The organism is Acetobacterium sp. MES1 (genome assembly GCF_002237635.1).
Taxonomy (GTDB): domain Bacteria; phylum Bacillota; class Clostridia; order Eubacteriales; family Eubacteriaceae; genus Acetobacterium; species Acetobacterium wieringae.
On sequence record NZ_MJUY01000007.1, the window covers coordinates 19,002 to 31,415 of the forward strand.

The 12,414-nt window shown below is 46.0% G+C and carries 9 protein-coding genes and 1 pseudogene; all 10 read left to right on the forward strand.

Annotated features, from left to right (window positions below):
• Positions 1 to 69: 69 nt before the first annotated feature.
• The 10 genes and pseudogenes from BI182_RS01990 to BI182_RS02035 all read left to right on the forward strand — a co-directional run bounded on the left by BI182_RS01990 (position 70) and on the right by BI182_RS02035 (position 12,349).
• Entirely contained in the window at positions 70 to 699 is a 630-nt protein-coding gene (locus tag BI182_RS01990; RefSeq protein WP_286805167.1) for a cobalamin B12-binding domain-containing protein, read from the forward strand.
• A 219-nt stretch (positions 700 to 918) separates the two neighbouring features.
• On the forward strand, positions 919 to 1,095 hold the full coding sequence (locus BI182_RS01995) for a 4Fe-4S dicluster domain-containing protein (RefSeq protein WP_286805168.1): 177 nt from the start codon (positions 919 to 921) through the stop codon (positions 1,093 to 1,095).
• A 14-nt stretch (positions 1,096 to 1,109) separates the two neighbouring features.
• Positions 1,110 to 3,287, forward strand: coding sequence for a molybdopterin-dependent oxidoreductase (locus tag BI182_RS02000; protein WP_286805170.1), 2,178 nt, complete (start codon positions 1,110 to 1,112; stop codon positions 3,285 to 3,287).
• An 809-nt stretch (positions 3,288 to 4,096) separates the two neighbouring features.
• On the forward strand, positions 4,097 to 4,903 hold the full coding sequence (locus tag BI182_RS02005; protein ID WP_286805172.1) for an MBL fold metallo-hydrolase: 807 nt from the start codon (positions 4,097 to 4,099) through the stop codon (positions 4,901 to 4,903).
• A gap of 237 nt (positions 4,904 to 5,140) precedes the next feature.
• Positions 5,141 to 6,301 (forward strand): annotated as a pseudogene (locus BI182_RS02010) (iron-containing alcohol dehydrogenase).
• Between the two features lie 877 nt (positions 6,302 to 7,178).
• On the forward strand, positions 7,179 to 7,688 hold the full coding sequence (locus tag BI182_RS02015) for a flavodoxin family protein (RefSeq protein WP_286805173.1): 510 nt from the start codon (positions 7,179 to 7,181) through the stop codon (positions 7,686 to 7,688).
• Between the two features lie 33 nt (positions 7,689 to 7,721).
• Complete coding sequence (locus tag BI182_RS02020) at positions 7,722 to 7,928, forward strand: 4Fe-4S binding protein (protein WP_286805218.1); 207 nt, start codon at positions 7,722 to 7,724, stop codon at positions 7,926 to 7,928.
• Positions 7,929 to 8,095: 167 nt separating this feature from the next.
• Positions 8,096 to 10,177, forward strand: a complete 2,082-nt coding sequence (locus BI182_RS02025; protein ID WP_286805174.1) for an HD domain-containing phosphohydrolase — start codon at positions 8,096 to 8,098, stop codon at positions 10,175 to 10,177.
• 276 nt (positions 10,178 to 10,453) lie between these two features.
• Entirely contained in the window at positions 10,454 to 11,461 is a 1,008-nt protein-coding gene (locus BI182_RS02030) for a uroporphyrinogen decarboxylase family protein (protein ID WP_286805175.1), read from the forward strand.
• 288 nt (positions 11,462 to 11,749) lie between these two features.
• Complete coding sequence (locus BI182_RS02035; protein ID WP_286805177.1) at positions 11,750 to 12,349, forward strand: carboxymuconolactone decarboxylase family protein; 600 nt, start codon at positions 11,750 to 11,752, stop codon at positions 12,347 to 12,349.
• Positions 12,350 to 12,414 lie beyond the last annotated feature (65 nt).

Here is a 12,414-nt window from a genome sequence, read left to right on the forward strand (position 1 = left end):
ATATCCAAGTGACTAAAAAAGTAACTAGACACTTTTATGTTTAAATTTATTGTATGAGGAGAAAACGAAATGTTAAATTTAAAAGTATTAAAACAGGCAATGGGAGAATTGGAAGAAGATCAGGTTATAGACCTGCTAAAGGAATTTGTAGCAACCAGTCCATCGGAAACAGAAGCACTGGAAGCGGTAGCTGCCTGTCAGGCTGGGATATCTACTGTTGGGGATCGTTTTGAATCAGGTGATTATTTTTTAGGGGATTTAATTTTTGCGGGTAAGCTTTTAACAGAAGCAATTAATATATTAAAACCTGTACTGGGAAGTGGCGAAGAAACAGCGGCAGGTACCATTGTTCTTGGAACCGTACAGGGTGATTTGCATAATCTTGGCAAAAAAATTTTCAAAAGCATGTCGGAAGCAGCGGGTTTTAAGGTGATTGATCTTGGAATCGATATAGCGGTAGCTGATTTTGTAGCAAAATCAAAAGAATTCAATCCGCAGGTTATTGGAATGAGCGGCGTACTGACACTGGCAATTGACGCCATGAAGGAAACAGCAGAAGCATTAAAGGTAGAAGGAATTACATCAAAAATTATTATTGGAGGCAATCCGGTTACAAAAGAAGTTTGTGAGTCTGTAAGTGCCGATGCATTTACGACCAATGCCGCGGAAGGGGTAAAAATCTGTCAGGGATGGGTATAAGATTTCGTAAATCAGATATCTAAATGGCAAATTGAATAAATTAAACAGAGATTTTATGATTGTAATTGGAGATAAATTACTGAACAATACCGGTGGTCATGGAAGCTATTGAAAAGCAAGACGCTGCTTTCACTATAGAACGAGCAAAAAAGCAGTCAGAAACTGGGATCATTTTATAGCTATCATCATAAATGCATCGCCAGAAGCTGCAGACCGCTTTTGAACTACACCATTAATAAAGATAAATTCGTCGGCTGCCGTACCTTTAAGAAGCACTGTCCCGTCGTTGCCATTACCGGCGAAAAGAAGCAGGTCCATGAAATCAATCAGGACCATTGCATCAAGTGTGGCAAATACTTCACGGTCTGTAAATTTGATTACGTCATCATTGACTAGAAAGGAGTGGAAGAATGAAACAATATAAACTGAACATCGATGGAAAAGAAGTCACCGGAATCCCCAGCCAAACCATTCTAGACGTCGCTCGGGAAAATGGAATCGATATTCCCACCCTGTGCTATAACGAGTGCCTGGAGATCTTCGGCTCCTGCGGTCTCTGTATAGTGGAGGTTGCTGGCAACCCAAAGATTTTAAAATCCTGTACTACTGAAATCAGCGAAAACATGGCAGTCATCACCAGAACCCCCCGGGTCATTGAATCCCGGAAAACCAAACTGGAACTGCTCTTATCCAAACATGTGGGAGACTGCGTCGTCCCCTGTAAAAGTGCCTGTCCCGGCACCACCGATTGTCAGGGCTACGTTGGTTTACTGGAACGTATGAAAACAAACAAACGGCCGGCCATGGCTCACCGGAGCCCTGATGAACGAAGGGGAAACTTTCTCAAAATCGTAGCCGGCTACAACCCTCAGGAAGCCATGGAAGAAGGCAACCGCTGTCTGGAATGCGGCTGTCAGGATTACTTTGAGTGTAAACTGGTTGCCTATGCCAATGAGTATGAGGTCAAACCAGAACGCTTCAGGGGTAGGAATCCGGTAGCGAAAATCCAGGACGACCAGCTTTTTGTGATCCGGGATAACAGCAAGTGCATCAGCTGCGGTATGTGCATCGCGGTCTGTCCCACCAGTGCCCTCAGGGAGGGACTCACTGGCCTTAAACCAATGCCTCTGAACACTGATAAAACCGTATCCACCTGTGGCTACTGCTCGGCTGGTTGTCAGATCGTCATCGAATCGAAAGGGGATACTTTGATCAAGGCCGTTCCTAAAGAGAACTACGATGAATTTAACCAGGGAGTCATGTGCGATCGCGGTCGCTTTGGCACTAATCTGGTACAATGGGGCGACCGACTGGCTGCACCCCTGATCCGTAACAGACAAGGGGAGCTGGAAGAGGCCACCTGGTACGATGCCCTAGTGACCATTGCTAAAAAATCTCAGAGTATCGCTGTTCGCTATGGCAATGAAGCTGTGAAGATGGGCATTTCACCTAGGTATACCAATGAAGAAATCTATACCTTTACCCAACTGGCTGAGGTGCTGCAAGCCGAAACCTTTAGTTTCAGCAACCGCAAAGCGAGAGAAACAGCTGTTTTCAAAGGGGACTATCAGATCCGGGATATGAACGCCATTGTCAGTGCAGATACCATACTGGTTCTCGGGCTGATGCCAATGGACAACCCGATTGTCAGATACAAGCTGATTCAGGCAAAAGGGGCTGGTGCAACGATCATGGCAATCAGTCCTCAGGAAAGCGGATATGATAAAATCGGCAGAGAATTTGTTTTAAAGCATGATCAGTTGCCTTTTCTCGGCGAAATCACCCGGTATGTACTAGAAAACAGGATGAAAAAAACTGAACTCTCAAATCTGGAACTGTTGAAAGCATCCCTGTCTGATTTTGATATCAGTGAGGAAGCTCAAGCAATAGGTAAGGAACTGATTCGGGCTGAAAATATGGTGATCGTCATCGGTGATAAATACGTTACCGATGAAGCGGTAGCTATGATCGAAAATCTGCTTGCGTTGCTTGATCAGGTCGACGGTATCAGAAAAGGGATCTTCCGGGTAGCCGTTAAAAATAACAGCGTTGGTCTTAGTGCTCTGGGGGTAACCAAGACCCCTGCCGTACTGAAAGGTGCCAGAGCCCTGCTCCTCTTTGGTGAGGATCCCAATGTCGATTTAAGCGGTTATGACTTTTTGATGGTTCAGGACACCCATATTACTGATGCCGCTCAGAAAGCCGATGTGGTACTGCCGGCTCTGGCTTTCCCGGAAGTGGAGGGCACCTTTGTCAATACCGAAGGAAGGTTTTTAAAAGTACAGCGGGCTATCGATAATAAACTGGGATTTGATAACATTAAGATAGCACAGGATATCGCATATATCCTTTCGTCTGACTTGGGGTCAGCTAAGCCAAGTGAAATTTCGAAAATAATTAGCGAGAAAAATAATAGTTTCAAAAATATTGATATAGGTGAAGTTCTAAATAGCCCAGAAACAGAAACGGTCAACTTGGAACTAAAACCTTATTTTGGAGAAAATCTTTTCACTGAAAGCCAAGATACGGATTATCTAATGAATGTGATCCAAAGTGCTTTAAAACAGATTCTTTATCATAAAAGCTAACAGAAGTCGAATACAAAAAAATGAATAAAAGAGATTAATGCAAAAACGAGGGTTCCTGATATTATGAAAACAGGAAGACACTTAGAAATTTGTGCAGAGTAAGTTCTTAAATTCGTATAGACCTTATATGTACCCAACACCGAAATGTGGGTGTTGGGTACAAAAGATAATGATCAATAACCGCGAAGTTCTTAGCGTTTTCATTATGTTAAAAAAGCTTAGTTTATCAATTATTATGCAAAAAATGTTTTGAATATGGTGTTTGAAATGGCTTAAAACAAAGGTTTATAGACCCATGACTTTGGTGTTTATTTGGTGTTTATTTTTAAAAAAGTTAAAATATTTTATGCAATTTCATTGATTGTTTTAAAAACGATAGTTGAAAAAATGCATAATAAAGCCATTTATCAATCTTATAAAAGTTATTGAAAGCAAGCTGATTGATTCGTAATCAGTAGGTCAATAGTATGGATGTTTTTCCTGAAGTTAGTTATGCTATATGGTTGTAATCAAAGATACGAATTGTTATCTCTCTCGAAACTGATATCCTACTCAACGAAGAAAAGTGACGAAAACTTAAGTAATGCATAATCAATTTTTCATATTTTTATGAATTATTGTCGTACATACGGTAGGGTACGCCCAGGGCACGCCATAAATCGCAGTGTAATCCCATTCGCAAGTTTCTTGTGGATGGGATTTTTTCATTCGGTTATGTTGCCCCCTCCATTGATCTTTGCAGTTGATGGTGGTATAGTGAATCCAGCGACGTAACGGTTAATGAACGCTGTCAAAAAGGGAGGAACAACATGAACGAACGCTTAATTATTCTTGGAACCGGCAATGCGGCGGTGACCCGGTGTTATAATACCTGCTTTGCGATTCAAAAGGGCGAGGACTATTTTCTGGTCGATGCTGGTGGCGGTAACGGTATTCTGACCCAACTGGAGCGTGCTGATATCAGCCTGAACAAGATTCATGAGGTCTTTATCAGTCATGGCCACACTGATCATCTATTGGGGCTGATATGGCTGATCCGGATGATCATTACCGAGATTCGCAGTGGTCGCTATCAGGGCCAGATGACCATTTACTGTCATGCTGAGCTGAAGAAAACGGCGCTGACGATCGTCAAGCTAACGCTACCGGAGAAATTTGTCAAGCTGATTGGCGATCGGATCGTATTTAAGGTTGTCAAGGACAAACAGACTAAGAAAATTCTTGGCAACATGGTGACTTTTTTTGACATCCAGTCCGAAAAAGCAAAGCAATTCGGTTTTGCGATGACGCTGTCGTCGGGGCGGCGGCTGACCTTTCTGGGTGACGAACCCTATCACGAACACGAGTACCCGTACGCTTTTGGGACTGACTGGTTGCTCCATGAGGCCTTCTGTCTCTATGCTGAACGGGAGCGCTTCAAACCTTATGAAAAGGCCCATACCACGGTCAAGGACGCCTGTGAAATCGGGGCCCGGCTGGCCGTGACCAACCTGCTGCTCTATCATTCCGAAGATCGCAATCTGGCCCGGCGCAAGTCTCTGTACACGGCCGAGGGGGTGCCGTTTTTCAGTGGCAAGCTCCTGGTGCCGGATGACTTGGAAGAATTTGAACTTTGAGTTAAAACATCATAGAAAAACCATCGATATCATGAAGCGTGGTTTTTCTTATTTTTTTTAAGAATATGTGATATTTACAAAAATAGTGGTAAGTAAACACAATGAGTAAACGTTTGCAAATAAACGTTTTCTTCCAGAATAAGCCAATGGAGGTGATGCCGGTTTAATATAGGCGGGGTTTGGTCAAACGGATTAAGGTTACAAAATAAAAGAAAAAATTCAAGGAGGTACTTTATTATGGCAGTTGCAGATCAAGTATTTGGTTTTTTTATGCCCGTCATGAATTTGATGGGACCGGGTTCAGTGAAAGAAGTGGGCGTCCAGGCAAAGGCGCTCGGTTTGAAAAAGGCCTTAATTGTCACCGACGCCGGATTGGAAAAAATGGGCGTCGCCGATCAGGTTAAAGAAATTATCGAAGCGGCTGGACTGAAAGTCGTCGTTTTTGCCGGTGCTCAACCCAACCCGACCGACATCAACGTCCATGACGCCTGGCCATCTTCAAAGAAAATAAATGCGATTTAATCCTCTCGTTAGGCGGTGGATCGTCCCATGATTGTGCCAAAGGGATTGGTCTGGTGGCCGGCAACGGCGGCCATATCCGCGATTTTGAAGGCGTCAATAAGAGCAAAAAAGCGATGAAACCGCTGATTGCGATCAACACCACGGCCGGCACTGCCAGTGAGATGACCCGTTTCTGTATTATCACCAACACCGATACCCACGTTAAGATGGCGATCGTTGACTGGCGCTGCACGCCGACGATCTCGGTCAATGACCCGGTCATGATGATGGGGATGCCGCCGGGCTTAACCGCCGCCACCGGGATGGATGCGTTGACCCATTCAGTGGAAGCCTATATGTCAACCATTGCCACCCCGGTCACCGATGCCGCCGCGCTGATGTAAATCAAGCTGATCGGTGAAAATCTCCGCCAGGCGGTGGCCAACGGCCAGAACTTCACTGCCCGCAATAACATGGCTTACGCCCAGTTTTTGGGTGGGATGGCCTTTAATAACGCCAGTTTAGGATATGTTCATGGGATGGCCCATCAGCTAGGGGGGGTATGACCTGCCTCATGGCGTCTGCAATGCAATCCTGTTGCCGCATGTCCAGCGCTTTAATTTAAACAGCAACCCTCAACGGTTGGCTGACATTGCCGTCGCCCTTGGTGAAAACATCAGTGGTCTGTCGGTACGTGATGCTGCTGAAAAAGGCCTCGCTGCGATTGTCCAGCTGTCCCAGGATATAGGCATTCCATCGGGGTTGGCAGCGTTGGGCGCCAGAGAAGAAGATTTTGAAGTGATGGCTGTCAACGCCATGAAAAACGCTTGCAGTGCCACGAACCCGCGGCAGGCCAAGCTCGAAGACGTTATTCAGATTTTTAAAAACGCGTTGTAGGTGCCGGATTTGCAGTAAATAAAAGGTTAGCTCCGATCCTAAGGGTAAGCTGAATCACTAATCAGTGTCATTTTGTCGAACAATATAAGTTCTTTAAACTAATGATTCGGGACTATCTAAAGGATATTCAGTAGCCGTTCCCCAAAAATCCCAGAGCAACACAAAAAACAGCGATTTGCGGATCGCTGTTTTTTGTGTTGCTCTATAAAGTCAGGTGCCCAATTTCATGAGTCAGCTTAGCGATCTGATGACGTTAAAGTTTACAAATAGTGCATCTATAAAAGCTAATGAGATTATTATGAGGCAATATTATATGGCGTAAAAAGCGAATAAATAGATAAGTATTTACCCTCTTGTTGTCAGGGATTAATCCGAAGCGTATAATCAAAAATAAAGAAAGATTTAATATATGTTGATTTAAAGACAAAAATTAAATTATGTGATAAATATTTTGATCGGGGGATGGAAAAATAGTATGAAAAGTCGTTGGGGCTTTGGTTTTGGTGTCAGACACACTTAACTTAAATGGATTTAGTAGCTGATGGCGCCGGGCCTTACTTTGGAGTTTTTAAATGGAGTCCCAGTACCAGGCACACTTAAATTAAGAACTGTAAGCGTGTGGGATCGTCTTCGCCTGGCAGTGTTAGAAAGTATTGGTTGAAAAATCTACCGACTCTGGTCTCGATTGGATTAAAAACCGTATTTTGGTCATTTTTTCGTCAAAATTAAATCTCCTTAACCCCTGTTTAAATCGCCAACATTCGGGTAACCGTCCTGAATAAGGAGGTTTTTCTTAATTGTTTATTATTCTCTGAATCATTCAACGGTCAAACTGGCTGAAAAAATTGCCGACGGACTGCGGCAGGCGGGTCTGGCAATGCGGCTGTGCAACATTAAAGATGAACTCTGCCCCAACCCGCAGGACTACGACCTGCTGAGGATCGGATCGCCGGTGTGCTATTTTCAGATCCCGGTCAATGTGATCGAGTGCCTGGAAAGTTTTCCCGATTTAGACGGTAAAAAGACCTTTGCCGTTCTGACCAACGGTTCCTATGCCCTGAACGCCGGGGATATGCTCAAACGGGACCTGGTGGCTAAAAACGCCAATATCCGGGGCTGGTGTTATTCTTATGGCGCCGACTATTTTCTGCCCTATAACGAACAAGGCTGTATGCCCTCCTACGCTCATCCGGCGCCGGACGAATTAACCGCCGCCTACGAGTTTGGGCTGGATATGGGCCAGGGTGAAAATGAAACGCGCTGGCTGGAGGTCTCGCAAAAACTGTCATTAATGTATCGAATCGAACAAATCCTGGCTCAGCGCTGGTTTGTCCGGCATATCTATCAGAATTTTTTCCATCTCGACAAAAAGAAGTGCGTCCAATGAGGGCTCTGCATCGAAAGCTGTCCGGCCTATAATATTCACGCCAATGGGGAAGGCTACCCGAATTGGGGCGATCATTGTATCATGTGTCTGGAATGTGAAAAGGAATGCCCCCAAGAAGCTATCAGCTCGGGACCGCTGATGAAACCCTTTATCCACTACAACGTCAAGCAAATTATGAAAGATTCGGAGTTGCCAAAGGTTCACATCAGTCATCACCATGGCCAAACAAAAATCGAATAAGCGTTGCCGACAATTCATCACCAATTACTGTGAATCTACAGGCCATTGGTAAAAGCTGGCGTTGCCTTTTTTGATCGTCTCGCGGCCCCGCAAAAGCAATGGATTAAACCAGTAAAAGCGGGTATAATAACAATCAAACAACCAACCCGAAAAGAGGTGAGACAATCATGTCGTCCCAATTGATCAAGGACCTGCTCATAAATACGGCCCTACTGTTGTCCATCAGCATTGTATATAATCTCTTTTTTATCGGCATTGACCGCCGCAAAAAGTGGCCAGAGGCAGTTCTCGGCCTATTTCTTGGTGGGGTGGGGATTCTCCTGATGATCAACACCGTCAGCTTTGCCAACGGCATTATCTTTGATACCCGTTCGATTCTGATCAGCGTTTCTGGACTGTTTCTGGGCTATCTGCCAACAGTCATTGCGGCCCTGCTGGTCTCGCTTTATCGCCTTTATTTAGGTGGCGGCGGCGCTCTGACTGGGGTTCTGGTGACGGCGACCTCCGCAGTAATCGGGCTACTCTGGCATCGTTACCGGCTTCTTAAGATTGTCAAAAAATCCGCTCATGTCTGGCCCGAGCTGTACCTGTTTGGCTTGCTGGTTCATCTCGTCATGCTGGCCGACATGCTGACGCTGCCCAACTCCCAGAGTTTGGCGGTGCTCCAGGCGATCACCCTGCCGGTGCTGATTATTTATCCGTTGGGAACACTGCTGCTATGTCTGGTGATGCTCCAGGGCCTCAAAAACCAGGCCACAGACGACAATCTTCGGCAAAGCCGGGAAAACTATAAAAACCTCTATTATGAATTCCAGAAAAAAGAATCGCTGCTGCGCTCACTGCTGGACTCGATCCCGGATCTGGTTTTTTATAAGGATCAGCAAAGCGTTTATTTAGGCTGCAACAAAGCTTTTGAAGCGTTTGCCGGAAAAACTGTCGATGAATTGGTCGGTCATACCGACTTTGATCTCTTTGATTCCGACACGGCGACCCTGTTTCGGACCATGGATGAGATCATGATGCGCGAAAAAAAGTCCCGCCGCAACGAGGAAATGGTCACCTATCCCGATGGTCGCCAAGTCTATCTGGAAACCCTGAAAACCCCTTACTACGACCATGATGGCCAGAACTTGGGGCTGATCGGGATCAGTCGAGATATTACAGAGCGCAAGCAACATGAAGCCGAGATCCTCTATCTTGGTCAGCACGACGCCCTCACCGGGCTCCATAACCGCAGCTATTACGAAGCTGAACGGCAGCGGTTGGATCACCGAGACTATCTGCCGCTATCGCTGATCATCGGCGATATCAACGGGCTCAAACTGATCAATGATGCCTTTGGCCACAGCGAAGGGGACAAACTGTTGATCAGCATTGCCAGGATCATGGCCGACTGTACCCGGCCCCAGGATGTGCTGGTTCGCACCGGTGGCGATGAGTTTGTGATGCTGTTGCCGCAGACCAGTTATAGCGAAGCCGGGGCCCTGGTTGAAAAGCTTAAAAGTGCCTGTGAAGCTGGCTACAAGCTGGACAATGAACTGATTATCACCAGCATCTCGCTGGGCTTTGCGACCAAAACCAGCGCCCATGAATCCTTGGAAAAAGTATTTAAACTGGCTGAGGAGTCAATGTACCGCAAAAAATTGCTGGAATATAAGAGCTTTCATTCTGCAGTGATGGCGTCAATTAAAAACACGCTGTTTGAAAAAAGCAACGAAACCGAAGCCCACGCCGAGCGGATGGCCGATCTGGCCAAACAACTGGGTCGGGTGCTGGGGCTGGATCAGGAGGAGTTGGTGGCTCTGGAACTGGTGGCCACCCTCCACGATATCGGTAAAATTAGCATCGACAGCAAGCTGCTAAAAAAAAATACCCCTCTGACAGCGGCAGAATGGGTCGAAATCAAAAAACATCCCGAGGTCGGCTATCGGATCACCCAGACTGTGCCGGAACTTCGCAAGATTGCCGAATATATTCTTTGTCACCATGAGCGCTGGGATGGCAACGGCTATCCACAGGGTCTCAAAGGCATGGAGATCCCCCTATTGGCACGGATTCTGGCGATTGTCGATGCCTACGATGCGATGACCCAGAACCGCTCCTACCGTCCGGCGATGGCGGAACGGGAAGCCATTGCTGAGCTGCAACGCCATGCCGGTAGCCAGTTTGATCCGGACTTGGTGACGGCGTTCATCCACGAGGTCATCGAAAAAAATAGCAACGTTGTAGAAAGTAGCGCCGATGCTTAAAAAACCAGCTTGGTTTATTCAATAATGATAGAAGGTTTTCTTAATTATATTTAAAATAACAGAACATGAAGATAAGACCTCATATCATCAGAAAACATCTGATGATATGAGGCTTTTTAGAATCCTTCTAGATAGGCGATGATAACGTCGTCAAAAATAAAATTTAACCGGTTAAGTAATGCTTGTGTTCGGACTAAACTGATGATATAATTGATTTTACAAATATACACGTATTTAAATTGTGTATCGTTAATATTTTGTAGGAGGAAATGATTTATGCTAACGAAACGACAGAACCTATTGGAAACGATTAAAGGTGGCAATCCCGACCGCCTTGTCAATCAGTACGAGGCCTTTGTGTGTACTGACGCTATTTATGGAATGATCATGGGTGATCCGATTACGGCTCAAGGTGGTTTTCCGATGCCTGGCGGCGAACCGGTCAAAAATGCCTGGGGAATCACTTTTGCCTGGCCAGCTGGTACTCCTGGAGCTTTTCCCTTACATGACAAGGAACATAAAGTCCTTCAGGATATTACCAAATGGCGGGATGTTGTTAAAGCACCCAAGACTGACCTGCCAGCGGAAGCTTGGGCACCTTTTTTACCGGCTGTCGAAGCGATTGATCGCAACGAAGTGTTTGCCACCGTCTTTGTCGCTCCTGGCGTCTTTGAACAATGCCATCATTTGATGGGGATGGAAGATTGTCTTATGGGCTTTTATGAAGAACCGGAAGAAATGCATGCCCTGATCGACTACATTGTTGATTACGAACTGCGCTATGCTGCGGAACTGATCAAATATTACAAACCGGATTGTCTTTTCCATCATGACGACTGGGGCAGTTCCCTGAACTCCTTTATGGCTCCCGATATGTTTGCGGAGTTTATTGTTCCAGCTTACAAAAAAATCTACGGTTTTTATAAGGCTAACGGGGTCGAACTGGTTGTTCATCACAGCGATTCCTATGCAGCCAATCTAGTTCCTCACATGATTGAAATGGGGATTGATATCTGGCAGGGCTGTATTTCGAACAATAATGTCCCGGAACTGATTAAACAATACGGCGGCCAGATCTCCTTCATGGGCGATATCGACAACTCCCTGATTGATGATGAAAATTGGACTCAGGAAAGTGTTGGTGCCGAAGTCCGCAAGGCCGTAGCCCGCTGTGGCAACCACTATTACATCCCCTGCATCACCCAGGGGGGGCCGGGTAGCGTATATCCAGGCGTCTACGAAGCGATAACCACGGAAATTGATCTGATCAACGCCGGAAAATAATAACCTCTGATCTGATAAATAAACCCAGTACCGACCAATTGTCGGTACTGGGTTATCTTTTACACCCTCAGCCGGAGAATTTTCTCCGGCTGTTTTAGTTTCGGTAAGTTGGGGTGGGAAGGCTGCCTGGTTGCCTTTTTTGTCGGTAATAACGGCGGCCAGGCCGGTCAGATTGCAAAAGTTATCCAACATTTTTTAAAGTTCAAGCCATTCTGCAGTTTTAGGTGCACCGTTTAAATCGTTAAAATAACGGTATTCAGTCAATATAAAAATAAGCGGAGGTACACCATGAAAAAAGCCCACAAAATTAACCAGCCGGAAACGTACATTAAACCACCGAAAAAAATCCCGTTATTACTGCGGATCGGCTTGTTTATCGCCAAAAAAGAAACCGGCAAAGACCTGTTGCCGGCGCGGCTGTTAACCTGGTATCCCCGCGCGGCGATCGGGTCCGGGGTGTTGGAGATGATGACCGCAAAAGGGCAGACCGAGCAGGAGCGGCGGTTGCTCAATCTGGTCCGGCTCCAGGCCTCACTGATCTGCTCCTGCACATTCTGTATTGATATGAACGCCGTCGGGATCGTCAAGAATGGCATCACCGACGATGAACTGGCCGTTTTACAGGGGCACCGGGCTGTCCAGTCGGTTGATAGCTTCAGCCTGCGTGAACTGCTGGCGCTGGAGTATGCCATCAGCCTGTCAAGCACACCGCCGAATCTATCGGAGCAGTTCATCAAAAACCTGACTACTGCATTTAGTGAAGCTGAAATCGTGATGTTGGCCAGTACCATTGCCAGTGTTAATTATTGGGCCCGACTGAATCAGGGCCTGGGCATCCCGCCCGCTGGATTTAGCGACCGTTGCTTACTTTATCATCGGGATGAATAAAATCAGGAAAGCAGTGATCCGGCGACTGTTTTGCTGTCCGAAACGCTGAAATACAGACACTTTTT